This window comes from Thalassoglobus sp. JC818 (assembly GCF_040717535.1).
Taxonomy (GTDB): domain Bacteria; phylum Planctomycetota; class Planctomycetia; order Planctomycetales; family Planctomycetaceae; genus Thalassoglobus.
In genome coordinates, this window is sequence record NZ_JBFEFI010000003.1 from 355,469 (window position 1) to 381,987 (window position 26,519).

General features: G+C 52.9%; 18 protein-coding genes. 11 read left to right on the forward strand and 7 right to left on the reverse strand.

The window, feature by feature from the left end:
* Window positions 1–172: 172 nt before the first annotated feature.
* Together ilvC and ilvN are read right to left on the reverse strand one after the other, a co-directional pair.
* Window positions 173–1,177: a ketol-acid reductoisomerase gene (gene ilvC, locus AB1L42_RS09305; RefSeq protein WP_367053640.1), complete on the reverse strand. Its 1,005-nt coding sequence runs from the start codon at window positions 1,175–1,177 to the stop codon at window positions 173–175.
* Between the two features lie 142 nt (window positions 1,178–1,319).
* Window positions 1,320–1,865, reverse strand: coding sequence for an acetolactate synthase small subunit (ilvN, locus tag AB1L42_RS09310; protein WP_367053642.1), 546 nt, complete (start codon window positions 1,863–1,865; stop codon window positions 1,320–1,322).
* 526 nt (window positions 1,866–2,391) lie between these two features.
* Here ilvN and recA point away from each other — a divergent pair.
* Together recA and glnA are read left to right on the forward strand one after the other, a co-directional pair.
* Entirely contained in the window at window positions 2,392–3,462 is a 1,071-nt protein-coding gene (recA, locus tag AB1L42_RS09315) for a recombinase RecA (protein ID WP_367053644.1), read from the forward strand.
* Window positions 3,463–3,616: 154 nt separating this feature from the next.
* Window positions 3,617–5,029 carry a type I glutamate--ammonia ligase gene (glnA, locus tag AB1L42_RS09320; protein WP_367053646.1) on the forward strand — a complete coding sequence of 471 codons (1,413 nt, stop codon included), beginning with the start codon at window positions 3,617–3,619 and terminating at the stop codon, window positions 5,027–5,029.
* Window positions 5,030–5,290: 261 nt separating this feature from the next.
* Here the strand turns inward: glnA and AB1L42_RS09325 are convergent, their stop codons facing one another.
* On the reverse strand, window positions 5,291–5,500 hold the full coding sequence (locus AB1L42_RS09325) for a hypothetical protein (RefSeq protein WP_367053648.1): 210 nt from the start codon (window positions 5,498–5,500) through the stop codon (window positions 5,291–5,293).
* Between the two features lie 439 nt (window positions 5,501–5,939).
* On the opposite strand from AB1L42_RS09325, the gene AB1L42_RS09330 reads away from it, so the two are divergent.
* On the forward strand, window positions 5,940–11,339 hold the full coding sequence (locus tag AB1L42_RS09330; RefSeq protein WP_367053650.1) for a right-handed parallel beta-helix repeat-containing protein: 5,400 nt from the start codon (window positions 5,940–5,942) through the stop codon (window positions 11,337–11,339).
* Between the two features lie 178 nt (window positions 11,340–11,517).
* Here the strand turns inward: AB1L42_RS09330 and AB1L42_RS09335 are convergent, their stop codons facing one another.
* Complete coding sequence (locus AB1L42_RS09335; protein WP_367053652.1) at window positions 11,518–12,414, reverse strand: hypothetical protein; 897 nt, start codon at window positions 12,412–12,414, stop codon at window positions 11,518–11,520.
* A 301-nt stretch (window positions 12,415–12,715) separates the two neighbouring features.
* Here AB1L42_RS09335 and AB1L42_RS09340 point away from each other — a divergent pair, with 301 nt between their 5' ends.
* A complete protein-coding gene (locus AB1L42_RS09340) occupies window positions 12,716–13,741 on the forward strand; it encodes a hypothetical protein (protein WP_367053655.1) in 1,026 nt (341 codons plus the stop codon).
* Between the two features lie 142 nt (window positions 13,742–13,883).
* Window positions 13,884–14,378, forward strand: a complete 495-nt coding sequence (locus AB1L42_RS09345; RefSeq protein WP_367053657.1) for a histidine phosphatase family protein — start codon at window positions 13,884–13,886, stop codon at window positions 14,376–14,378.
* 28 nt (window positions 14,379–14,406) lie between these two features.
* Here the strand turns inward: AB1L42_RS09345 and AB1L42_RS09350 are convergent, their stop codons facing one another.
* Together AB1L42_RS09350 and AB1L42_RS09355 are read right to left on the reverse strand one after the other, a co-directional pair.
* On the reverse strand, window positions 14,407–15,564 hold the full coding sequence (locus tag AB1L42_RS09350; protein WP_367053659.1) for an FtsW/RodA/SpoVE family cell cycle protein: 1,158 nt from the start codon (window positions 15,562–15,564) through the stop codon (window positions 14,407–14,409).
* A 130-nt stretch (window positions 15,565–15,694) separates the two neighbouring features.
* Entirely contained in the window at window positions 15,695–17,038 is a 1,344-nt protein-coding gene (locus tag AB1L42_RS09355; protein WP_367053661.1) for an SGNH/GDSL hydrolase family protein, read from the reverse strand.
* A gap of 90 nt (window positions 17,039–17,128) precedes the next feature.
* Here AB1L42_RS09355 and AB1L42_RS09360 point away from each other — a divergent pair, with 90 nt between their 5' ends.
* The 3 genes from AB1L42_RS09360 (at window position 17,129) to AB1L42_RS09370 (ending at window position 20,121) form a co-directional block, all read left to right on the forward strand.
* Complete coding sequence (locus AB1L42_RS09360) at window positions 17,129–18,193, forward strand: M14 family metallopeptidase (protein ID WP_367053663.1); 1,065 nt, start codon at window positions 17,129–17,131, stop codon at window positions 18,191–18,193.
* A 118-nt stretch (window positions 18,194–18,311) separates the two neighbouring features.
* Complete coding sequence (locus tag AB1L42_RS09365; protein ID WP_367053665.1) at window positions 18,312–19,157, forward strand: SDR family oxidoreductase; 846 nt, start codon at window positions 18,312–18,314, stop codon at window positions 19,155–19,157.
* Between the two features lie 145 nt (window positions 19,158–19,302).
* Window positions 19,303–20,121, forward strand: a complete 819-nt coding sequence (locus AB1L42_RS09370) for a tellurium resistance protein TerC (RefSeq protein WP_367053667.1) — start codon at window positions 19,303–19,305, stop codon at window positions 20,119–20,121.
* A gap of 31 nt (window positions 20,122–20,152) precedes the next feature.
* Here the strand turns inward: AB1L42_RS09370 and AB1L42_RS09375 are convergent, their stop codons facing one another.
* Entirely contained in the window at window positions 20,153–23,089 is a 2,937-nt protein-coding gene (locus tag AB1L42_RS09375; protein ID WP_367053669.1) for a trypsin-like peptidase domain-containing protein, read from the reverse strand.
* A 284-nt stretch (window positions 23,090–23,373) separates the two neighbouring features.
* On the opposite strand from AB1L42_RS09375, the gene AB1L42_RS09380 reads away from it, so the two are divergent.
* The 3 genes from AB1L42_RS09380 (at window position 23,374) to AB1L42_RS09390 (ending at window position 25,837) form a co-directional block, all read left to right on the forward strand.
* Window positions 23,374–23,673 carry a metal-sulfur cluster assembly factor gene (locus AB1L42_RS09380; protein ID WP_146508022.1) on the forward strand — a complete coding sequence of 100 codons (300 nt, stop codon included), beginning with the start codon at window positions 23,374–23,376 and terminating at the stop codon, window positions 23,671–23,673.
* A complete protein-coding gene (locus tag AB1L42_RS09385; protein WP_367053672.1) occupies window positions 23,674–24,372 on the forward strand; it encodes a peptidylprolyl isomerase in 699 nt (232 codons plus the stop codon). It abuts the gene before it with no gap.
* Window positions 24,373–24,454: 82 nt separating this feature from the next.
* Window positions 24,455–25,837 (forward strand): LutB/LldF family L-lactate oxidation iron-sulfur protein, encoded by a 1,383-nt coding sequence (locus AB1L42_RS09390; protein WP_367053674.1) that lies wholly within the window; start codon window positions 24,455–24,457, stop codon window positions 25,835–25,837.
* Window positions 25,838–26,519 lie beyond the last annotated feature (682 nt).

A 26,519-nucleotide genomic window follows, 5' to 3' on the forward strand; every position in this document is an offset into this window, starting at 1 on the left:
GATGACGTTGATGGTGAACGACAAGTTCAAACAGCTGTGAGTGACAAAGAAAAACGGCGGTCAGAAAGTTCTGACCGCCGTTTCTTTTTATTGCGTTGAAGTCTGTGCTTGATTGGAGTGGGTGACAAGTCTGTCAGCAAGTCCATTCAAGGCACAGTCGGCAGAGCTTGCCTTAGACTTCTTTCGAGTCGATCCAGCTCATCATGCTGCGAAGTTCGCGACCGACTTTTTCGATCATGTGGTCACGCTCACGTCGACGAGTTGCATGGAATCCCGGGCAGTTGGCTTTGTTTTCGAGAAGCCAGTTGCGGGCGAAGGTTCCGTTCTGGATTTCTTCCAGAACTCGCTTCATTTCCTTCTTGGTTTCTTCAGTCACGATACGAGGGCCGCTGGAGTAGTCTCCGTATTCAGCTGTGTTCGAAACACTGTACCGCATGTAGTTGAGGCCACCTTCGTAGAAGAGGTCGACGATCAACTTGAGTTCGTGCATGCACTCAAAGTAGGCCATTTCAGGCTGGTAGCCTGCTTCGACGAGCGTTTCGAAACCAGCTTTGACGAGTGCGCTGACACCGCCGCAAAGAACAACCTGTTCACCGAAGAGGTCGGTTTCGGTTTCTTCTGCGAATGTGGTTTCGATGACGCCACCACGAGTTCCGCCGATCCCTTTCGCGTAGGCCAGAGCGAGGCCGCGTGATGTTTCGGAAGATCCGGGGTACATCGCGATCAGAGACGGAACACCGCCACCTTTGACGTACTCGCTGCGAACGAGGTGTCCTGGGCCTTTAGGGGCCACGAGACCAGCGTCAACACCTTCTGGTGGAATCACTTGGCCGAAGTGAATGTTGAATCCGTGTGAGCAGAGGAGCAGGTTGCCCGGTGAGAGATTGTCTTTGACGTAGTTGCGAAAGATGTCGCCCTGAACTTCGTCTGGCAGCAGCATGTTGACGAGGTCGCCGGCAGCAGCAGCTTCGTCAACTGGAAGCGGATCGAAACCGTGGCTGACAGCCAGGTCGTAGTTCGCACTTCCTTTACGTTGACCGATGACGACGTTGCAGCCGCTATCTCGCAGGTTTTGTGCTTGAGCGTGCCCCTGGCTTCCGTAGCCCAAAATGGCAATCGTTTTGCCTTTGAGCAGTGAGAGGTCCGCATCGTCATCGTAGTAAACTTTGGCTGCCATGTTATCGCCTTAGGTCAAAGAGTTTGTGTAAAGAAGATGCCGTCTGAACAGAGAGTTTCTGTTCGCTCGACAAGATGCCGATGAAAACGGCAAATCATTTGTGTGGAGCACTCGAGGGTGCGTGAGCCACTTTGGGGCCAGGTTATACAGCCTGGTCAACGTTGTCGCTGGAGTGAGTTGGATCTCCAACTTCAATCGCCGACGACATCGAATTCGAACGGGACAGAGCAATTCGGCCTGTTCGAGCCATTTCGAGGATCCCGAAGGGACGCACCGCTTCGATGAACGCTTCGATCTTTCGTTCCTGTCCGGAGATTTCGATCATCACATGCTTGGCACTGACGTCGACAATGCTTCCCCGGAAGATGTCAACAAGTTCCTTCAGTTCGCTGCGTTCCAGTCGAGTCTTGGTTTCGACTTTGATCAACATCAGATCACGTTCGACGTGCTCTTCCTGGATGTAATCGACGACTCGAACAACGGTGACAATTTTCTCGAGTTGTTTTCGAACCTGATCGAGAACGCGGTCGTCGCCTTTGACAACGAAGGTCATTCGCGAAAACTTTTCGTTTTCGGTGGGGCCGACAGCGAGGCTGTCGATGTTGTAAGCGCGAGAGGCCAGCATTCCTGAGATGTGGGCCAATACACCGGGCTGGTTCATGACCAGTGCTGAGAGGACGTGCCGCATGAGATTGATTCCGTGGATAACTGAATTGAAGTTCTGACTATTGCTTTGACCTCGCCTCACATTCAATGGCTCGGGGACTTCTGGCACTCGGGTCGAGTGACTCTGCTGAGTTGAAGTGCCTCTGCTCAGAAACGTGAGGGATCAGGCGGTGAGAACTCCATCGCCCGCCTGGACAAGACGGACCCATTCACCTGAAGATGGTTCGCGAACCTCAAGCAGAACGTTCGTCCCTGTTTTCCCGCTTGAAGACAGTTCCGGGCTGATGAACCCATGGTCGAGGAGTCTATCTGACCGCGTATAAGACGACAACTCAGGCGACTTTCATTTGGCGAGAAGCAGCCAGATGGTCCTGTGCAATCGTTCTGTGAGAGTCAAGAAAGTGCGGGAATCTGCTTCAAGGTCGATACGAGAGGTGTTTCCGGTGAGAAAAGTGTGCGAATTTCCTCGATTCAGTAATTGCATAAAAACGATGACTTGCCAATAATAATGTTCTCTTGTTCACCAGTTTTTGCAGGACAGCTTGATTATGGCCAAAGCGAGGGCTTCGAAAAAATCTCCTTCGGATTCGCGATCAGAGTCGAACGGTGTTCTGAAGAATGCTCTGGGACAGATTGAGAAATCGTTCGGCGAAGGCGCGATCATGCGTCTCTCTGATTCGCCTGACGGGACTGTCGACGGAATTTCAACCGGCTCACTTTCACTCGATCTTGCACTGGGCGGATCTGGATTTCCGCGAGGACGGATCATCGAACTGTTCGGTCCGGAGTCGAGCGGAAAAACGACTCTCGCCCTCCATGCTGTCGCCAGTGCTCAAAAGAGCGGTGGAATTGCTGCGTTCATCGACGCTGAACATGCACTCGATCCCGCCTGGGCTCGAAAGCTGGGTGTCAATCTGGAGGAACTTCTCGTTAGTCAGCCGACTTACGGTGAGGAAGGGCTACAGATTGCGGAGATGCTCATTAAATCGAACGCCGTCGATGTGATCGTCGTCGACTCTGTGGCGGCCCTTGTCCCGAAGGCTGAACTCGATGGGGAAATCGGGGATAAGCACGTCGGGTTGCAGGCTCGGATGATGAGTCAGGCCATGCGAAAACTGACGGGTGCGATCGCCAAAGCGAAGACGACTGTCATTTTCATCAACCAGATTCGGGAAAAAATTGGGGTCATGTTCGGGAGCCCGGAGACGACTCCCGGTGGTCGGGCTTTGAAGTTCTATTCCTCGTGCCGAGTCGACGTTCGGCGCATTGCCACTCTGAAGGATGGCGACGAAGCGATCGGAATTCGAATGAAGGCCAAGGTTGTCAAAAACAAAGTTGCTCCACCGTTTCGAGTTGCGGAATTCGACATGCTCGGAGAATGTGGAATCAGCATGTCGGCCGATCTTCTTGATCTCGCAACAGCTGCGAAAATCGTGCAGAAGAGTGGCTCCTGGTTCAACTACGGCGATACGAAACTGGGGCAGGGACGTGACAAAGCTCGTGTGACGCTCGAAGAGAATCCGGAACTGTTGAACGAAATTCGTGACAAGGTCCTGATGTCGAAAGGGCTCCTGCTCGGGGATGGAAGCTCTGAGGATGAAGGCGAAGCAGAGAGTTGATGCGTCTTGTGCCGAATTCCGCAGAAAAAGCGGCATTCTCACGTCAGTGGCATTCACGTCAGGCTTCATTTTCGACGAGAGACTTGCGACGATATCGAACGTCTCGGCGCTCGGGGCGATTTGATGTCAGTGCGTATTTGATGGCTGGAAGACTATGACACCTCGTGAAGTGTTGGCACTTTGCCGACAGAAGGAGATTCAGGCAGTAGATCTGCGTTTCATGGATTTTCCAGGAATGCAGAAGCACTTCACGATTCCGGTGGATGCTCTTGATGAGCAGAGCTTCGAAGATGGATTGACGTTCGATGGATCGTCAATTCACGGGTGGCAGGCGATCAACGAAAGCGACATGCTGGTCGTGCCGCAGCCTGAAACGGCGATGATCGACCCGTTTATGGCGTCAACGCTGGCAATGACCTGCAACATTCAGGACCCGATCACAAGGTCTGACTACAACCGCGATCCTCGCAACGTGGCCCGCAAGGCTGAAGTTTACATGAGGTCGACCGGGATTGCCGACATCGCCTATTTTGGGCTCGAGCCGGAGTTCTTCGTCTTCGATCAGGTTCGATTCGATCAGAACGAACACGAAGGCTTCTACCATCTCGACAGTGTTGAGGGAGAGTGGAATCGGGGCGGCGGAGATCTGGGAACGGGTCGCGGGCAGCAGGTTCGCCGGCGAGAGGGGTATTTTCCGATGCCCCCAACGGATTCCCTGCAGGAACTCCGTACTGAGATCATGTTGACCGCAAAAGAGTGCGGGATCGACGTGATCGGTCAGCATCATGAAGTCGCGACAGCGGGGCAATGTGAAGTCGATCTGAAATTCGCTCCGCTTCTGGCAGCTGCAGATGCTCTGCTTTGTCTGAAGTATCTCATTAAGAATGTCGCTGCCAAGCACGGAAAAACGGCGACGTTCATGCCAAAACCGATCTGGAACGACAATGGCTCCGGCCTGCATATGCACTTTTCGCTTTGGAAAAGTGGTGAGCCGCTCTTCTCCGGTTCAGGATATGGGGGCATGAGTGAACTGGCAATGCATGCCATCGGCGGCATTCTGAAACATGCTCCGGCAATTCTCGCCTTCAGTTGTCCGACAACCAACAGCTATAAGCGATTTGTTCCTGGTTTCGACGCACCTGTGAACCTCACTTACAGTTTCCGAAACCGTTCGGCAGCGATTCGCATTCCGGTCCACGCATCCTCTTCTGAGTCGCGTCGGATAGAGTTTCGATGCCCCGATCCTGCTTGCAATCCCTATCTTGCCAATGCAGCAGTGTTGATGGCAGCCTTGGACGGCATTCAGAAGAAAATTGATCCGGGAATGCCGCTCGATAAAGATGTCTACGATCTTCCGACTGAGGAGCTTGGGGAGTATCCGAAGGTTCCGACGTCTCTTGCGGAAGCAGTGGAAGCACTGCGTAATGACCACGATTTCCTGTTGCGGGGAGATGTCTTCACGGAAGACGTGATCGATACGTGGATCTGGTACAAGACGGAACGAGAAATCGAAGCGGTCCGGCAGCGGCCTCATCCGTGGGAATTTGCCCTCTATTACGATGCTTGATTGACCGGGCGACAGCTTTGAGCCCAGTTCGCTAGTGCCTTTCTGCGGAGCATAGCGCTTTCGTCGGCGGTAGAGATCTCTGGGGATCTTCAATCATGACTATCAAGCGGGTCTGAAACGCAGAAAAGCCCGTCCGTTCTGAAGAACGGGCGGGCTTTCAGTTTCCAACGATCGAGAGGTCGATCGTCAAATCAGCGTACTCAAATCTGCGAGTGGCTCAGTTTGTGACCGAGTTTTGCGAGACGAGTAGGCTGACTGAAATTACTCGGTGCTTCCAGCTTCTGGAGCAGCATCGGTTGGTGCAGCGTCAGCAGGTGCTTCTTCGCCACCATCTTCGTGTGCGTGATCGTCTTCGTGACCTTCTTCTGCTGGAGTTTCAGTAGCAGCTGGTGGAGCGGCTTCTTCTGGAGCACATCCAACCATCCATCCGGTCAAGCAGAGCACTGTCAGCAACGATGTCAACTTCTTCATTCTTTTTCTCCAAAGCTAATTTGCGTAAACGCATTTCTCCATTGGTGATGACGTTGGTTCATCACTCACAGGAAAAGATCTTTGAGAAGCTGTCGTTATTCCAGGATTCCCGTCTGATTTGAAATTTTTTCAAGAATTGAATCTCTAAGGCCCAGAAACGGGCGGCCAGACGGCCAATTGCTGGCTTCGAAAGTGGGTCTGGGCGGAACAATCCTCAAAACAGAAATAACCGTTAAATCTTGCCTGATTTGAAATTCCTCTCAATTCCATCGATGGCTTAAGTCGATTGATCAGGATAACTGCCCTTATCGGCAGAATCGCTACAGGCGGCCTATTCAACCATCTGTGCGAATAACCATTGGCGAATGCGCAGAACCCACCTGTACGGGCGGACACAGATTTCTCGTGTTCGTTGATCCGCAGGATGCTGGAGCAATCGATGAAAGACACATGCAAGAGTTGGCTGCAAGTTCTAACGGCGTGTTTAGGCCTATCAGCAACGTCCTGGGCTCAGATTCCTGAGCTGCCTGGACTTGATAGTGGGCCTGATACAACGTCATCTGGACAGGATTATGGCTCTGTCCGCATGGGGGGAGGTGATTTCTCCGCATCGGCCGTGGCTCCACCACAAACGATCGCTCCCACTAATTACCATCCTGATCCCTATGGTGGAACAGCACCTCCGATGTTTGCCGATTCGATGGTGCCTTCCGATGAATCGGTCGGCTTCGCGATGACTCGGCCAGACGACCAAATCCTGTTCCGTGTGGGACGCGTGAACATTGATCAGTACGGAATCCAGGAAGGGTTCACGAACATCAATGCCTTCATCCCCACAGTCTTCGACAGTGATCGCAGCTTGTGGTGGTTGAACCCACGAGTGAACATCACCGACAGTGGTGAGGGAACCGCGAACGTCGGTCTTGGTTACCGTACCTACATTCCAGAAGATGACCGTGTTTACGGTGCTTCGATGTGGTGGGACTACGAAGGTGGCCAGATCGGAACGTACCACTCCCTCGGGGGAAGTTTCGAGTCGATCGGACGTTTCGTTTCGATGCGATTCAACTTCGACCTTCCGATCGGAACTCAAAACACGATCGTTGGCATCAGCGACGCGGGGACGCCTCGGTTTGATGGCAATAACATCGTGATCGATCGCCAGGTGACCACCGAATCTGCTCTGCAGGAATACGACTTCGAAATCGCCACACCTATGCCACTTCTCGGCGACTTCGGTTTCGATGTGGGTGTCGGTGTTTACTACCTGAAATCGGATACTGACAGCACTCCAGGTGTCAGTCTTCGAACACAGGCTCAAGTCACTCGCGACTTCTACATCAATGGTATTCTGACCAACGATGATATCTTCGACACGAACTTCTCACTCAACTTCGAACTGACTTTGCCAGGCAAATCGCCTGCACAGTGGTTCCGACGTCGACCTGTCTCGGAATCTCTGACAGCGAGCGTGCTGCGTCGTTATCGCGTGCCTGTCAACTACGCGGATGAAACCATCAGCGAAGTCGCGATGAGCCCGATCGATCCTGATAAACCGATCAGCATCGCGATCATTGACCCGAACAAACTGACACCAGGTACAGGTAGCTTCTCTGATCCGTTCATGTCGGTTCTGGACTACGAGAGCCAGACAGACATGATCAAGTCTGATTTTGACCTGATCTTTGTCCGAGCTCGTACAGATGAGACGGACACCAACCTGAACACGACAATTTCGCTGTTCGACAACCAGGCTCTTCTGGGTGACGGTGGATTGCTCAACGGAACAAGTGCTTACTTCCCGACTTCAAACTTCGGAATGCTGCAAGTTCCAGGAGCGACAACCGGTCCTGCACCATTGCTGACAAACAGCGGTGCTCCAGGTATGGACGTCATCACTCTGGCTGACTCGAACTATGTTGCAAACTTCAATATCGACGCCGGAATGACGGCAGACGGAATCGCAGGGGTTGGAATTGACGGCTTCGAACTTCGAAACCTCAACATCGACAACGCGATTACCGGTATCGACATCATCAGCGACACATCAGCTGCAACCGGGTTGACTGTCGAGGACTTCGGATTCATCGGAAACACAGTCATCAACGGCGGTGGTTTCGGTTCCAACGAAGGGATCTCGATCGTTCAAACAGCCGGAACACTTGATCTGCTGATCTCAGAAAACGAAGTGAGCGGCTTCCTCGGTGAAGATGCGAACGAAAACGGAATCCTCGACAGCGGGGAAGATGTTGATGGAGATACAGCTCTCGATTCAGGAGCAGGTATCTCGGTTGTCGCAGACGGCGGAACGATCGTCATGGACGACATCCTCGCTGGCGTCCCAACAGGAATGTTCGACAACCTCACAACTGGCAACACAACTGGGATTGTCACAATTGCTGACAACGGCGGAACGATGGATGTGGCTTTGATCGGAAACGAGTCAAGCAACAACGTCGGTGTGAATGGAGCAGGCTGGTTGGCGATCGGTGAAGACAGTGGTTCACTGAACATCAACTTCGCAACTCAGAACATCTTCCGCGAAAACGCTGGCGACGGTGTTCGATTCATCGCTCGTGACATGGGTTCACTCATCTCACCTGAGCCTGATGATCTCACCGGAACCGGATTCGTGCTGAACACGATCACCGACAACGGAGGCAACGGAGTTCAACTCCTCGCAGACAATGCAGTGCTGGAAGCCTTCATCGGTGCTGAAGGATCAGGAAACACGATTTCCCGAAACGGAAGCGTGCAGCGAATCGCCAACATCGTTGACTGTGTCGGAAGTGGAGTTCTTCTGACTACAATGAACGGTGGAGTGATCAACGGAGCGATCGACGGCAACGTCATTCGCAACAACGTCCAAGCCGGGATCCAAATCGCCCCAGACATGGGACTCGTCGACTTGGACTCGATCAGTGGCAACATCATCGTGAACACTGGATTCGATCTGCAGGGCAACCCCTACGCTGTCGAGTGTGAAGACGGAGATGCACTGGTTTACGCACCATCGAACGGTGGAACATTCAACGTCGGTGAGTTCATCGGCAACACGATCTCCAACAACCGCGGTGCGATCATCCGAGTGGGTGGAGATGGTGGAATCATCGACCTGGGTGTGATCGAAGATACCGTCTTCGATCTTCGAACAGCCGGAACGGCCGGTATTCTGTTCGATGCAGATAACGCCACAATTACTGGTGTCCTGCGAAACAACATGTTCATCGGTTCAACGACAAATGCTGACCTGACATTCGGTGTCGGTGGTGAAATCCGAGGTGGAACGCTCGATCTCGTCATCGAAGACAACCTCTTCGACTCACTGGCTGACGCTGGTATCGGATTTATCCTGACTGAGTCGGACGATCGTCCTGCTCCGGGAACAGGCACACCAGCTGTGGGTGATGCGGTTGAAGCCAGCCTCATCATCACAGGCAACCAGATCATCAGCACACGAGTTGGTGACAACGACGCGTTCGACGGATCGGCGATCTCGCTGCATGTCAACGGACGTGAAACTGACAGCCTCTTCGGACAGAACGACTTCGACGGCGACGGAGTTCCTGATGCAACGACAATTCCTCTGCCAGATGGAAGCGACGTCACGACAACTGTTCAACCAGCTGCGATTCTTGAAGCGGCGATTTCTGGAAACCTGATTGGTGACCTGGATGACATCGCACTCGGAAACGCTGGAGCAGGTATCGATATTCAGGTGACTGGTGACGGTGCGATTTCAGACCTCGCGGCAGTCTCGAGCACGATCGACAATCCAATCCTGACCGGGATGATTATCGGTGAAGCTCCTGGAACATCCTTCGAGATGAACATCATCGCCAACAACCAGCAGGACGGTATTCGAGTTCGCCGTGAAGACAGCGGAATCATCGATAACTTCCGGATTGATGGCAACGTGATTCAGAACAACCAGGAAGACGGAATCGACATCGTTGGGGAAAACAACGGTATTCCTTACGGAGTTGAAGAAATCCTGGACTTCGAGATCCACAACAACCAGATCCTGAGCAACGGATTCCTGTCAGAGCGACAAATGGGTGTTGTTTCAGGAACCGGAATCGGAACAGCTGGTCGCGGTATTCAGCTTCGTGCTGACGCAGGGGTTGTTGAGCTGTTCAACATCAGCAACAACATCATCAGCGGAAACCGAATGGGTGGTATCGAAGCTCGAACCTTCACCGACACACACATCTTCGTCGGTGGTGGACGAGACGTTTCGACCTCCATCAACGGTGGAGACGAAGGCATCATCTACGGTACCTGGGAACTCAATACAGTTACCGACAACGGTTACCTTGTTCGTGAGAACGAGAACGGAAACGGAATTGCTGACCTGGTTGTCGAAGGACACGGTATTGCTCTGGGACGAGTTGACTTCATGGACCCAGACAATCCTTCAGACATCACCGAAGGTTTCAACAACGGTGGTGCACTGGTTCCAGACTTCACAGGCGACGGAGTACCTGACCTGCCACTGTTGACAGTTCAAGACAACGTGATTGCTGGCAACGCGGAAGACGGGTTGCACATCTATCTCGATAAGGATCAGACGTTCGCTGTGCAGGCTCAGGAAAACCGCACCACACGAATCAACATCCTGCGAAACGACATTGTCGACAACGGTGAGGATGGTCTCAACGTCAACACTCCGCTGGCTTCCAACTCGATCATCAATGTTGATGAAAACCTCATCGCCCGAAACGGTGTCTTCTCAGGAGTGTTCACTGTTGACCAAGCTGGTGGAAACACTGTTGCGATCATCGGGGACGGAATTGAGATCTTCAACGCTGGTGGTGTAACCAACACGATTACTGTCACCAACAACCGAGTGTTGCAGAACAACGGTCGCGGTGTGAACATCCTGAACTCTGAAGTTGGATACCTGGTCGCAGACTTTGATCGCAACAACATCTCTTCGAACGAGCGTGAAGGCTTCTACATGGTCAACGCTCCACTGGAGACAACAGTGCTTGCTGTCAGCGGACTGCCACAAGGTTCAACTCGAACAGGTTACACTGCCGACAGCTGGCTGCCTGACTTCGACAGTAACCACGAGATGTACACTTACGGTCGCCAAGGGGCCGGAAACCTCGGAGCTGCTGGAAACACAGTTCCTGACATCATCGCACCGTTCATGGTCGACTGGGTGAACAACGTGATCGGACCAGGTTCCGTGACCGACCTGACATTCACCTCGAACATCGTGGACAACAACGGTGGAGTGGTTGCCGATGCCGACGGAGAAGACAACTACAGCACACTGGGTGGATTCGTGATGCGAACCGGTACCGCTGGTACACAAGACACATCACCGACATCTGTGCCGATTCCGTTCTTCACTGGTGGTGTTCGAGCTGAGGTCGCAGACAACCGATTCTCAGGTAACTTCGGACGTGACTTTATGCTCGACGGATTCGTCGCGACAGAGCCACCAAACGTGACACCTGTTCCAGATCCGTTGATCCGCATCGACCTGCAGTTCCGCAACAACCGCGGTGGATCGATCGACGTCTCAGGACAGAACTTCTCAGTCTTCTACAACAACACAGCACCAGCCCTGGCCGGTGGAAACCAGACTCGTCCAAACCCACCGTTCAACAACGCTGGAGTTCTTCGAGACGCGACTGTTAACCTCGGATTGGTTGGAGCTCTTGGACCGTTCCCAGGATTCGGTACTCCAACACTTCGAATCGAAGCTGATGGTTCAGCACCAGATGCGTTTGGAAACTTCATTGGCAACAACGAGTTCAATCTCATCTACAGCGACTTCAACTTCGACTGGCTGACCGTACCTGTTGGAACACTGCCTGTTCCATAACGGTGAGCTTGCTTAAGACCAAACGACAGCCCTCGCGATTCTTCGCGAGGGCTGTTTTTGTTTGCGCTGAGTGTTTTGGTCGGTAACTCGTTTGAGGGGTGGCTTACTCACGCAGAACTTTGGAGTTGCTGTCTCAATGGAGTCTGAGCAGCTACCAATTAGTCTAAGAGAAGGTGCCTCACTTACGGGCTTCAAACGTCAATTCGACGGACTGTTCCTCGTCGAGTGTTCGAGAGTGCACGCGAATACGATCTTTGACGTTAGCGTACAGGGCTCCTGGCACGCGGATGAGAATCTCCGCGGTTCCGTCGATCACTGGAATGCGGTGGCTGGGACGGGCTTTCACGAGGTCCCCACTGACGCGATAGAAGTAAGCGTCTTCAGGAATTCGTTGCGTATAGCCATCCGTTCCGACCACGCTTCCGGAGTACTCGTTCAAGCGAACGAACTGTTTGTTGCCGGGGACCTTGAATCGAATGACGATGGAATACTTTTGACCGACTCTCGGGGCTGCGCCTGGGACACCGTGTTTCACTTCCCCGGTCAGAGGTTCAGTCCCTTCGATCGGCCAGTACCAGACGGAGAAGCTTCCAATCTTAATCGCGTTCTCGGGTTCAGCGATTCGCGACCCGCCTCCTTCACCTGTTTCGCCCGACTCTTTTAAGTCACCTTGGGTTCGTGTTTTTCGGTCGATGGAGAGGTCGGGAATCAAGCGCTGATCGTTGGAAAGCGGGTCGAAGATGTCTGCGATTTCTTCGTCGAGTCCTTCAGGCGGTGCTTCGTCCGTGCTGGACAAGTCAACGAGTGAGTCGAACCGCACATCTTCGTTGGAGGCGTTCTCGATGATGGTCGTGAAGCCGTCATCTGTTTGAAGATGGCGGACGATGGGGATCGCCAGAGCAGCGAGCACAATTAAGTGAAGCAGGAACGAGATGGCGTACCCCATTCCCTGACTTCCGCGAAACTCGGAAACGAGGGAGTCCCAAAGGTTTGATTCTTCGTCCGGCTGTTCGATAACGGGTTCGACTAAAGACGGCAGATCGGGATCGGGAGTTGAGTCCAACTGCCGGATCACAGATCCTTGTCCGGATCGGATTCGGGTTCTCGATTGATCAGATTGCCGAACCGGCATATGCGAAAGCCGAATAGTGGAGAATGGGTACAAGGGTGAAACGTTGAGGCACGTTAAAGATTATCGCGCTATTTTGCAAAATTGACAACTACAGTTGTTTTCAAGCAGAGTCGGCAACTTGCGATCGTCCTCAATTCTCAGCTACAACCGGAACGTGCGATTTCTCGAACACACGATTCTTTTGCCCATCGAGTGTTGAGCGGAAATCGATTGAGAGGATTTCTCGTTCAGGATTGAGAAGTCGATGCTGAGGCACACCCAAGCTGGAAGAATCGCCATGACCCGCGTCACTCTGTTGGTGTTGATCGTCTTCGGACAATTCAGACTCTCTCAAGCTGAACTCCCGGAAGGGACAAAACGGGTCGACTTCTTTGGCTATGAAGACTGCGTGGCACTCGAGAACGATGTTGCTCGCGTGGTGCTTTGCCATCAGGCAGGGGGACGCGTACTGGAGTACAGTCTCAATGGAGAAAATGTCATCTACCTGAATCCAAACGATGCTGGAGCTTCAGGGACGAACGGAAGTGGAATGACCGGCGGCCGGTTCGACATTGGTCCGGAGCATATTATTCCTCGAAGGAACATTTTGTGGGCGGGTCCGTGGGAAGCTGAAATCACGGGGCCGTATTCTGCTCGTCTGACCAGTCAATTTGACCCAGAGACCGGTGTCAGATTGACTCGCGATTTCACGTTGAGTCCAGACTCAACCGAACTCGAAGTCGTGCAGACGATTCACAACGAATCCGATGAACAGAAACCGTGGTGCCATTGGAGCCGCACGTTTGCTGTAGGTCGCGGGATTGTGCTGTTGCCACTGGAAGGAATTTCGAAATACCCGAATTCGTATGTGATGGGTGAAGGCCGAGGCCTGCTTCACTTTCGGCCAGAAGAACCGACGATCACGATTCGTGAGAGCTACCTCGAGATCACCGGGCCGCCGCAATTCGCGAAGCTTGGAATGGATTCGACAGCGGGCTGGTTCACCTATTTGAGTCCGAACAACTTGCTGTTTACCAAACGCTTTCGAGTCGATCCGGATGACGTCTACAACGAAGTTGCTGGTCTGACGACATCGATTTGGTATCCCGACAATGAGATGGTTGAACTTGAACCGATCGGACCACGGCAGTTGACTTCTCCGGGGGAAAGTGCCTCGTATACCGAAGTCTGGTATCTCGACGAAATGGACTTTGTCAAACCGGGAGAACAGGTCGACATTCAGCAAGTCGAAGAACGTGTCCGTGCGCACGGGATCGAAATTGCGCCGTAGACTGCTTCTCAAGAACAAACCCGGCCAAGCAATTTCTGCTCGCCGTTTTCCTCTCAGCGTCTTTGGATACGGCTACGGACAGCTGCGTTCTGCTCCCAGTTTTTCAAGCCCTCGAACTGATCATCTGAAAGAGTTGTCAGCTATGGAAACCCTTCTGGTCATGCGGCATGCGAAGTCGAGTTGGGATGACGCGTCGCTTTCAGACGATCAGCGACCTCTGAACAAGCGAGGCAAGAGAGTCGCTCCGCTGATGGGTGCTTTTCTTGCTGCTCAAAATCTGGTGCCCGACCGAATCGTCAGCTCGTCCGCGAAGAGAGCCCATCAAACTGCAAAACTGATGGCATCCAAGCTGGGCTGCGAGATCGAACTTGTCGACGAATTATATCTTGCTTCAACATCAACCTGGAAACGCGTGATCGCACAGCACGAAAGTGTATCGCGGGTTCTCATGATCGGACACAATCCTGGAATCGAAGAGCTGGTTTCCGCCGTGACCGGTGATTATGAGAGAATGCCGACCGCTGCAATCGCGTGCTTTTCAGTAGGTTCCGATTCTGAATCGTCTCTCGAAAGACGACTCGAATTGCAGGCAATCTGGAGGCCGAAAGAGCTCGACCTGTCCGAATTCGAAACTTAGCAGCACTCGACAGGTCGACGAGTTTCGGTCAGCTGGAATGAGCCGAAGAACTCGCCATTGCGTCATCGAACTGGAACGGTTGTCCTGTCAAATCGTATCCGGGTCGCAGCCCGATGTTGATCAGCAATGCGAGAAAGAGTCCTGTGACGACGAGTGATGATCCCCCGTAGCTCAGGAGCGGGAGCGTCAATCCGGTGATCGGCGCGAGTCCCACCGTCATCGCTGTGTTGACGAGAACTTGCGTCATGATCATCGTGACAATTCCCGCAGCGACCAGTCGACCGAACGGGTCTCGAGTGCGAGCAGCGACTTGCAGCCCAGCGAGGGAAAACAGTGCGAACAGTGCGAGAACGCCAAGCGTCCCCATCAGCCCCCACTGCTCGCCGATGAGGCAGAAGACAAAGTCTGTTCTCCCCGCAGGCAGGCGGTAGGCCGAAGGATCATCGACTGGCATTCCGTCGTAATAGCTACCCCAAGGACCACCCAGTGCGAGCATTTGTTTCGCTTGCCAAAGGTGATATCCATCCCCAGTCTGTGGAGATCCTCCGTCGCTTTGGAGGAACACCGAGGTGACCCGCGACTTCTGTTCCAATGACATGACTGACCACAGAACGGGTGCCAACAACACGCCAATTACGATGGCTGCCAGCAGATGTCTTCCGCGTGCTCCCGCGACGAAGAGTTGAACCATCAGCACAGGGATGAAGACGATCGACGTTCCCAGATCGGGTTCGCGAAGAATGAGTAAAACCGGAATCGCTGTCATGACGAATGGGAGGATCAAACCGCGAATCGTGCGGTGATGCTTTTGAAACATCAGGTAGCGACTCATGGCCAGAATGTAAGCCAGCTTCGTCAATTCCGAGGGTTGAAGATTGAACGCGCCCAGCGAGATCCAGCGTCGCGACCCGTTTCTGGGAGGAAAGAAATAGACAGCGACAAGCAGAACAACGGAGACGATGAGTGCGGGGTACGCCCAGTCTTTGAGGAGGCGATACGGAACCATCAGGCTCACGGTTCCCGCGATCAAAGCGATGCCCATCCAGAAGACCTGCCGCGTCGCCAGCCCGGAAGAACCGACGAGTTCATCACCGCGCTGAATGCCGGTGAAACCGAGTCCAGTCAATGCGAGCGCAACGACAGGAATCAGTAAGATTGGCCAGTGGATGCTTCGTCCTTGATGCATCGAATTCGGAAATTTTCGGAGACGTTTCTCTTACTTCAAAAGGAAACGATCCGAATTAGCTTCTGCTGCGGGAAAGAGAGAAAAGAGGAACGAACGGGAGTCTATCCGCGTTCGTTCCTGCAGCGGAAGGTCAATCTTTCTTGCGAATCTCGTAGGTCCGCTCTTGCGGTTGATTCACTTCGTAAATCTTGTCCTCAATAGACTTTGCAGTCTTTCGGTGTTCCTCAACGCGATCCAGAATTCCTTCGTTCGATTCCTTGAGTTTGGCCAGTTGGTTTTTGAGGTTTTCTGAACCGGAATCCGCTTCCAATTGACGACGGACACGGCAGAGTTGCTGGAAGTTTCGCCATTCGTTTCGGAGAGATCGAACGGCAGATTCGTTCCGTTCTTTGTTCAGCGTGGCAACTTCGAGAGCCTGCTGGTACTGGGGAGTTTTTGAGTTGGCTTGCAACTCGATGTGACGAGCGAGGGCAGATGAGTCGAAGGTTCCGACAGCTTCGCCATCGATCAACAACTCGTATTTCCCCGGTTCAAGACCGTGCAGCTCCAGGGACTCTTTGCTCAAGCGATGTCCGAGGCGAGTCAGTTCGACCCCTTGAGCGGCATCTTCTGGAACGACCCAGGGGAGTGAGTCTGCGAGCCAGGTGAATTTCACCGAGGTCTCATCCGCTTCGAGATTTGACAGTGTTCCGCCGCGAACTCGCGATGTCCATTTCCCATTATTGTTCTGGGCGATTCGAATCGATGAGACACTGCGAGGAAGATCGAGGTCGCTGATAATCGCAGTTGCCATGACAAGTTGTCCGGCCGGACCGGGATGGACGGCGTCCTGAATGAGAGTGAAGTCGGGCGTTGTTTCTCGTTCATCGATGGTGAGATTGTTGAGAGGGCTCCACATGTCGACGAAACCGTATCCGCGCTCTGTCGCGACTTCTCGGCACCAAGTCCCAAAATAAGCCAGCACAGAGTTGTAAAGAGCGACCGAATCCGGGTCACGTTGTCGGCGAGGATTGAGGCGTGCTGCTCGCGCATCGAACATGGTCGGAGTCATCAGGACGGGTGTTGCGCCGATGGCTTCAATTCGATCGACGACTTCAGTCATGTCGCTGCGGTAGGTTTGGAAGACGTCCTGATTGTACGGCTGATACGTTCCGTCGTTCATCCCCAGAAGCACAGTCACATACTTGGGCTTGTAAGCAGCCACGTCGTCATCAAAGCGTTGCAGTGCGTCCCAGGCTTTCGCTCCACCGACACCAGCGTTGTGGAAGACCAACCGCGTTTTCGGGAATCGTGTGTAGAAATAGTCTTCCACATACTGTGTGTAGAGGCACTGGTGGGTGATGCTGTCACCCAAGAAGACAATGCAGTCTCCTTCTTCGACTTGGATCTCGTCGAGGGGGCTGGCGATGTCCTGTGCGAGAATGCATGGTGTCAGCATCCCCATTGCTAAGTAAAATGAGTAGACTCTAAGCATTCGATCAGTCTCCGGGATCAAAAGTGGCCAATACGACAAAGCGTGATCCTAGAGAAAATCTTTCTGTGGTGCGAAGCAAGCGGGGCGAGCGTGGACGAATCAAACTCTTGGGCTGAGACTTACCACGATTGTGTCGAACAAGTTGTCGACCTTGGAACGCAACATGGTTGGACAATCGATTCACAATCACTGGTCGACCATGAACTCTATCGAACCACGTTCATGAAGTTGGGCCCGGAGCGTCCTCGCAAGCTGTTGGTCGTCACTTCTGGATTGCATGGAGTCGAAGGATTCCTCGGATCTGCAATTCAGGCGATGATCATTCGTCACTTTTCTAACCGACTCGATCCTGAAAGAGAGTCCGCCATTTTGCTCGTTCATGCGATCAATCCGTTCGGGTTTGATCAACTGCGGCGGTTCGATGAAAACAACGTGGATCTCAATCGCAACTTTCTTCTCAGGGGCGAAGAGTATCAAGGTGCGAACGAGGGCTATCGCAATTTGAATCGACTTTTGAACCCGCCGAACTGGCCACGCTTCGAGATTCCGTTTGCCTTACAGGCAGGCTGGAAGATCGCCCGACACGGACTCAATTCTCTTCAGCGGGCTGTTGCAGGGGGGCAGTATGACTACCCTTCCGGATTGTTTTTCGGAGGTCAGGAGCCAACACGGACGTTGCGAGCTTTAGAGAAAGTGTTGCTGCCGGAAATTCAATCAACCCCAGCGACATTGCATTTCGATATCCATTCTGGACTCGGTCTCTCCGGGGAGTACCAATTCCTCGTCGGGCATGAACTCTCTGCTGAGGAAATCGGATTGTTAAAGGTGCTGTCGGCGAATCGAATGAAGTTCCCCGAAGAAGACAAAGCGTACGAAGCCAAAGGGAATTTTAATCGGTGGATTCGACATCACGCTCCGATGGCTTCTTCGATCTGTCTGGAGTACGGAACCTTTCCGCCGGTTGAAGTTCTCGGTGCACTCCGAGCTGAGAATGCCGCTCATCACTGGGGCGAGCCGGGATCAAATCACTTCCGCGAGGCAAAGAACCGGCTCAAGGAAGCATTTTTCCCATCGTCGCGCAGTTGGCGATCAAGAGTCTATAATGAGTCGAAAAGTTTGTTTGATCGAATTTTCGACCTGTGGCTGAATCAATAGAGCAAGTTGCTCTGGCCTGTGCTCTCGTTTGCGCTGTTTCTATTGATAGAAGGCTGCGTTTGCTCGTGCCAGTGAATACAAACCAAATCAAAATGCTCTCGTTGCGGAGAAATTGAGGATGCGCGCTCTGATTATTGGATGTGGGTACGTGGGATTGCCCGTTGCCCAGCGATGGTGCGAAGACTCTTGGAAGGTCACAGCACTGACACGCTCGGAAACACATCGGAAAGAGTTCACCGAAGTAGGGATCGAGTCGGTTATTGGCAACGTGCTCGATCGAGAATCACTGCGTGCACTGCCGGAAGCGGATATTTGCCTCTATTCCGTCGGCTATGATCGGTCGGCAGACGACTCGAAGCGCGACGTCTATGTGCAGGGTCTGAGGAATGTGCTGAATGAGATCAGCGGCCGCATTCCTCGCTGTATCTACATCTCCAGCACAAGCGTCTACGGACAGCAGGACGGTGAGATCGTCAATGAAGATTCTGATTGTGATCCGGAAACTGAAGGGGGAAGAATTTGTCTGGCAGCGGAGGAACTCGTTCGAAACTGGAGCGATCAGGCAGATCATTCTTCCACGATTTTGAGGCTGGCCGGAATTTACGGTCCCGGGCGGCTGATTGGTCGGCGAGCGCAACTGGAGTCTCAACAGACGTTACCGGGAAATCCGCAGGCGTGGCTGAATCTGGTTCATCGCACCGATATCGTGGAGGCGATTCACAAAATCGCGACGTCTGCGTCGGCTCGCGACCTCTATGTGCTTAGCGACGGTACACCGACTCGGCGAATTGACTTCTATTCCGAATTGGCCAGACAGCTTGGAACTCATGCACCGGTGATGGGGCCGCCCCAGGAAACAGAACTCGGCAAGCGTGTCGATCCTTCGCGAATCATCGAGGACTTCGACTTCGCGTTACAGTTCCCTGACGTGAGAAGTGGGTTGGCAGCCAGTCTTGAACGTTGAGTGTTTCTGTCCAGAGCGTGACATCGGCTTGAGCGATCACGCGTAGAAATCAACAGGCAAAACGTCTACGCTCCTCGAAATGAGTTGCTCGCGCAATCGACGCGGACTCCTGTTTTCACATCACATCAAGTCGGAAGTTCCTTCAATGGGCGAACTGTTTTCCCTTCACGGTCTGTTCACTTTGGCGATGTTGATCCTGCTTCAGGCCGTCCTGGGGTTCGACAACCTGCTGTATATCTCGATCGAATCGAAGCGTGTCACCGAAGACAAACAAGCGTACGTCAGAAAGATGGGGATCGGGCTGGCGATTGCGCTGCGAATTATTCTGCTGGTCGTCGTGATGAGCACGATTCAGAAGTTTCAAGATCCGCTGTTCGAGGTGCATCTCGGAAAGGCCTTCGACGGGGTGTTTAACCTTCACGCTTTGATCACGCTCGTTGGGGGTGGCTTCATCCTTTACACAGCTGTGAAGGAAATTCATCACATGCTGTCGATTGAGCATCTCGAAGAACATCACGACACCAAACCGAAATCGGTCAATGCGGCGATCTTCTGGATTGTCCTGATGAACCTTGTTTTCTCGTTCGATTCGATTCTGAGTGCGATGGCTTTGACTCACAACATGTACATCATGTCCACCGCGATCATCGCCAGTGGTCTGCTGATGATCTATCTCGCTGATCACGTTGCAGAGTTTTTGAAGAAGAACCGGATGTACGAAGTTCTCGGTCTCTTCATTCTGTTCATCGTGGGAGTGATGCTCGTCTCAGAAGGAGGGCATTTGGCCCACGTTTCTCTGTTTGGTCACGAAGTGCATGCAATGACCAAGTCAACATTCTACTTTGTTCTCATCGTGCTGATCATCGTCGACATCGTGCAGGGACGTTATCAGAAGAAGCTCGCTCTACAGCGCCAGCGTGAGATGGACCGAGCAAAAGAAGAAGCTGTCGAGGCGCACGCCTGACCGAAGCACACTTGATCCGGAGAAACTCGGGTCAGTCGTTGTTGGGGAGTTCGAAAACCCACAGCGCCTGACCCGCTGAGCTTGGGTAGCAGGCGACATAGTGTCCGTCGGAAGAGAGAGTGAGAGGTTTCACATACTGGATGCTATCGCCCAGCATGAGGTGACCGTCTCGCTCTTGTTCACGGAGATTCCAAAAGACCAGATGCCCGCGTCCACCGCAAACAAGGGTTTTCGAATCACGGGTGAATTCGACATCCCACAGGACCTCTTTGCCTTTGAGTTCGGGTTCTGCTTTCCCATCTGAAGTGGACCAGCGAAAGACTGAATAACCGTCCGTGACAGCGACTGTTTCCCCGTCTGGCGAAAAGCAGATCGCCGTTGTCGAACCTGTGCTTCGCAGAGTGAGTTCTCTGACCGATTTTTCACTCGAGAGATCGAACTCGCGGAGGACTCGCCCATCGCTGGCGAGAACTCGTTCGTCGTTCAGAAAGTGAAATGCAAATTCGTTCGATTCGAAACTCGGGGTCGTGAATTTCTCCTCCAAAGTCTTAAGATTCCAGATGTGGGCCTGCTTCTCTCCTCCACCGGAAATGACGAACTCTGAATTTGGAGAAATCGCCAGCGAGGTCACGTTCCGCTTGTGTCCTGAATATGTTCCGACGGGTGTCAGCAGGCCGTTCTCAGCGACATCCCAGACTTGCACCAGACCTCTGTAGCCGCCAGCGACGAGTTGCTTTCCATCCGGTGTAAATTTCAGCGAAAGGATGGTTCCAAGATCTCGGAGCCTTCCAGCTGTGAAAATCTTGTTGCCGGTTTCGATGTCGTAAATCTCAACGTAATCATCAGCTTTGCCGGCAGCTACGAACTTCTGATTCGGATGGAAGGCGAGCGATTTGATTCCCCAACCCATCTCCGGAATCATCACTTTCAGCGGATAGTCAAGTTTCTCAGCTGTTCCGGATGAGTTGATGACCGATCGTTCGGGGGCGCTTTTCGTGCGTGCCACTGAAGTTGAGGGCGATGTCGGTTGGGACGGTTTCGGTTCCTTCGGAGTTCCTGTTCCTTTGACGGTGAGAGGAACCTTCAGAGTGACCGCCTGAGAATGGACGGAATAAACACCGGTGAAGTCGTAATTGCTGGTGAATCCACGCTTCAGGTCGATGGTAATCTTCGCGTTCCCCTCCATTCGGAAGATTTGTCCTTCTTCGGGTTTTGTCGTTCGGAACTCGTAGTCCTGTTTGATCACAGCTTTGTCGCCGGTCAAGCTGACAAGTTCAAAATCTGATGTCTCGACTGCAGGAAGCGATTTCACGATGGACCGCGGAGGTTGACGATCGAACGGGAAGCCGAACCTCATCTCTGGAAGTCCAGGTTGCCCCGGTGCATCTTCTTCAAATACCAGAGACGTTGAGCTGCTGACAGTCCATTTGGTTTGAGACGTTTTGGGAAGCGGAACAAACGGAAGCTGTGAAGGGGCACCAATCAGATACGGAAGCTGTGGGCCTTCATCCTCTTTCAGAAGATTTCCGAAACGAGTGATGTCGAGTGTGCCACGGTTGATGTTTGACGCGTTTCGACCAGTCGGGAAGCGAGGAGGAACCGCTCTGAGGCGAGCTTCGTGCCGACCGTAGAAGTTGCTATGGAATGAAAGTCGCGTGCTACGGTCATTCGGTGAAGGTCCGATTTCGACACTGACAAATGCGACTGCGGGAGAGACAGATTCCACAAGGCTCGGGCCGTCAAGCGGCTGTGCTGCCGGTTCTGGAGGAAGCGACAAGCCGTGTGCGTTCAGGAACTCTCGGGCCTGATTTGAAGGGACACAGAATCCAACGCCTGAGACATCGACTCCCGACAAACGCGAAGATGCAATGCCGACCACGGAACCGTCAGAGCGGAAAACTGGCCCACCACTATTGCCGGGATTGACGGCAGCGTCGATCTGAAATTCTTCGGTTGTCGGATTCTGGACGATTCCCGAGACGGTACCTGTCGTGACTTTAATGCCGGTGCCGAGGAGCCTCGAGAGAGGGAATCCAATCACACGTACTTCCTGACCAAGTCGAACCTGACCCGAGTCCGCGAGTTTGACCGGATGCAGGTTTGTCGCTTCGACTTTCAGTAATGCGAGGTCTCGCACAGGGTCTGATGCAATCACCTGAGCGGGGTAGCTTCGGTTGCCGATTGTGACGTTGACGATCGTCGCGCGATCAACAACGTGAGCACAACTCAACAGGTGTCCTTCAGCCGTGATCACGAAAGCAGTTCCGCTTCCTTTCTCGGTTTCGACATTGTCCGAGATTTCCATGTCTCGCTGTTGAACGGTGTATGTCGAGCGACCGGTGATGACTTCTGTTCCGCTTTCGTGTTCCGCTCGAACCTCGAACTCAAATTGATAGTCGTCGGTGTCCGCAAACGTGAACCAGCCAGATTGATGTGCCAGCGTACTGTCGCTGGGCTGATTCGATTCGTCGTCTGCTCGCCGATCAGCAGGCCGATTTTCCTTGTCTCCATCTGAAACAGGTCGCTGTGACTGAGTGAGCGAGGTGTCGGTCGTCGCTTGAGGAATCGCAGGGGAAGCGTGAGTGATGGACTCTTCGGTCTCAGGAGTACGCGTAGGGCTGGAGGAATCGGAAACGGGTGCTGACGATGATTCTTCTGCGTTCGCGTCCGGGATTTCTGCAATGGAAGCGTCGTCGGCAAGCTTCGGCGATCTGTTGGAAACAACGGCATAGGCAATCACCGAAACGGCCAGTGCCATCACACAAGCTCCTGCCAGGAGAAAGAGTTGCAGTCGATCCGACTGGCTCTCTGAATGGTCATTGAAAGCTTGGCGTCGGTGAGTCGGAAGATCATCGTCGACCAGATATTCACCGCACTTCGGGCAGGTCGCGTCGCCGGCGAGGTTTTGTCCCGGTCGAAGGGAGTGAGTTGCGCGACAGAAGGGGCAGGTGATCCGATTTCGAGCCAAAAGAGCACCTCACGAGATGAGTGAGTTGTTGATTTGCACTGATGTCTTACAAATGTACTATTCAAAGAGATTGTTTCGCAAGGAGAACTTGTCTGTTTCCCCACTTTTGTCTGCAGTTGGAAGGGCCTACAATCAATCCTGAAAGGCAAACTTGTGGCGGGAGATCGTGTCGGCGAGTGTGTGATTTTCCCCGAGGAGGGCGGACACCGATGTCAGGTCGTCCCGATTTTTCCTCCTGATTGACGATCTTTGAGGTCGTTCACAATGAAACATTGAGTGATGACATGGCAGACGAAGTAGAACTTCTGGAAACTCTGAAACAGGTGATCGACCCGGAATTGATGATTAACATTGTCGACCTCGGTTTGATCTACGACATCGCCCAGGAGGAAGGTGTCGTCAACGTAAATATGACTTTGACCAGCCCAGCTTGTCCCGCCGGGCCTCAAATTGTTCAGCAGTCAAAAATGGCTCTCGAACAATTGGAGGACGTCGAGAAAGCAGAGATCAAACTCGTCATGTCCCCCCCGTGGTCTCCTGATCGGATGACCGATGATGCTCGTGATCAGTTAGGAATTTTCTAGATGAAACACAACGTAATCTGGCTGATGGCATTCTTCTCCACATGCTGTTTCCTGCAGTCCTGTGTCGCAGAAGAAAGCTCGCCGCCCAGCAAGTTTGAAGTGACCTCTCCACAATCACAGTCGGACCAGTCCGCGGACAACGAATCCGCACCGGCCGAATCAAAGGACGAAAACGTGTACAAGGTGAAATTTGAGACTTCCAAAGGGGATTTCGTTGTTGAAGTCCATCCTGACTGGGCTCCAAAAGGTGCAGAGCGATTTCGCGAATTGGTCGAAGCCAAGTTCTATGACGATGTCCGATTTTTCCGAGTCATCGATGGCTTCATGGCTCAGTTCGGAATCAGTGGTGATCCAGCCGTGATGACCAAATGGCGAGATTCTCCGATCGCAGATGATCCCAACAAGCAGTCCAACACTCGTGGCCGAATTACTTATGCCATGGCTGGCCCGAACACTCGAACATCGCAGCTGTTCATCAACTTCGGCGACAACTCATTCCTCGACAACCAGGGATTCTCTCCGTTTGGTGAAGTCGTGGAAGGGATGGAAGTCGTCGATTCGCTTTACGCCGAATACGGCGAAGGCGCACCGAGCGGACGTGGACCGAATCAGGGACGCATCCAGCAGGAAGGGAATGCTTATCTCAACGAGAAGTTCCCGAAGCTGGACTACATCAAGTCGGCGACAATCGTCGAGTAAGTGACTTGAGCAATGGAATGGCCATCACTGAGAGGTGATGGTCATTTTTTTCATCCTGTCGAAAATCATCGCGTGAGTGAAAATGGCGACCGCAACTTCCCATCCAGCCAAGGCGACTGAGTTCGTCAAGAATTCTGAACGAGCAGCATGGCACGACCGCACCTTATGGTTTGTGCGTGCAAAACGTGACAAGGCTGCCGAGTCCGTCCCGGAATGGGAAACGCTTCGCGAACGTGCTTCGCAGATCAAAAAGTACACGATGACCAACATGGCCGAACTGCTGGAGCAGTTTGAGCGACAGGCAAAGGCCAACGGCATTCAGGTTCACTGGGCTAAAGACGCAGCTGAACACAACGAGATTGTTCTCAAGCTTCTTCAGTCGCACGACGTGAAGAAAGTCGTCAAAAGCAAATCGATGCTGACGGAGGAATGTCACCTCAATCCGTTTCTCGAACGCAACGATATCGAGGTCGTCGATACCGATCTCGGTGAGTGGATTGTTCAGCTTCGGGAAGAGCCCCCCAGTCATATTGTGATGCCCGCGATTCATACCAAGCGGGAAGAAATTGGGGAGTTGTTTCATGAGAAGATCGGAACTGAAAAAGGTGCCACCGATCCTCAATATCTCACAGAAGCAGCTCGTCAGGAATTGAGACAGCGCTTTCTGGCAGCTGACGCAGGGATCACCGGTGTCAATTTCGCTGTCGCAGAAACGGGCGGAATTGTCGTCTGCACGAATGAAGGCAACGCAGACTTGGGAACGTCACTTCCGAAGCTGCACATCGCTTGCATGGGTATCGAGAAAGTGATTCCTCGCCAGAAGGATCTCGCCGTCTTTCTGAGGCTGTTGGCGCGCTCAGCCACGGGCCAGCCGATCACAACGTACTCCACGCACTTTCATGGGCCGCGTGAACCAGGATGTGAAATGCACATCGTTCTCGTGGACAATGGTCGCAGCGAGATTCTCGGAAGCGATGACTTCCGCCGTTCGCTGAACTGCATTCGCTGCGGCGCGTGCATGAATACATGCCCCGTCTATCGACGAAGCGGAGGCCACAGCTACAGCAACACGGTGCCCGGTCCTATTGGTTCGATTCTCGCACCATCACAAGACGCCCAAACACACTCAAGCCTCCCGTATGCTTGTTCGCTGTGTGGTTCTTGCAGCGATGTCTGCCCGGTCAAAATCAATCTTCACGAGCAGTTGTATACGTGGCGAAGTAAGCTCGTGTTGAAAGGCTTGCTACCGGTCTCGAAGAAGCTGCCGATGCAGGTTGCTGCCGGTGTCTTATCTCGACCATGGTTGTATCGACTCGCCGGAAGGTTTGGTCGATTTGCCTTGCGTTACCTGCCTCGGTTCATGATCTATAACCCGCTCAACGATTGGGGCAATCAACGCGAGCTTCCCGTGCCTCCCAAGCAGAGCTTCCGACAGCTCTACGAGCAGCGCAAGAAGAAGCGGTAGGCCGTCAATTCATTTGAACCAAGCGGTGAGGCACTCTTTCGATGGATCTCGAAAAAGTTTGTCCTGCGCGTTGCCGTGAATGTGTCCCTCGACGCATCGTACACAACCCGTAGTGAGGAAACGAAACGGGATACCATATGTGGTGTGGTGTCCGAAACTTGAGTCAAATTCCCTACAAGATCGGCAATTTGCTTTACAACCAGATTCCCCTGAGTTAGCCTTATTTCCTGTCAGGGTTGGCAGCGTGTTGGACACAAAATCAACCTTCGACCTGCGTTTGAAGAGTTCCACTGATTGGAATCAAAACCGCAGAAAGATTGAACGCCGAAAGTTCTAACAACGGAACGTTTCGGTCAGACGGAAACTTGGATTGGAATGGATTCCGATGCATCCGCATCTCGCGAACATTGATCACCTTCTTTGCGATCGATTTCTCCGCACAGATCAATGTGATGACCTTGGCTTGCAACCCCTTGGCTTGGTCTTGTCGCTCTCCCTCCCTTTCTTCATTCTCAATCTCTCGTTTCTCTCACGAACTTTCTGCTGTCGTCCAATCACACAGGCCGTTTCGATTTGGAGTTTGACTCAAGCCATCCCCGCGTGCGGGCGCGGTTGAGTTCCAGTTCGGAAAAGTCCCGGCAAGCGACCCTTGCTCCCACTGTTTGATTCGATACCACGACCC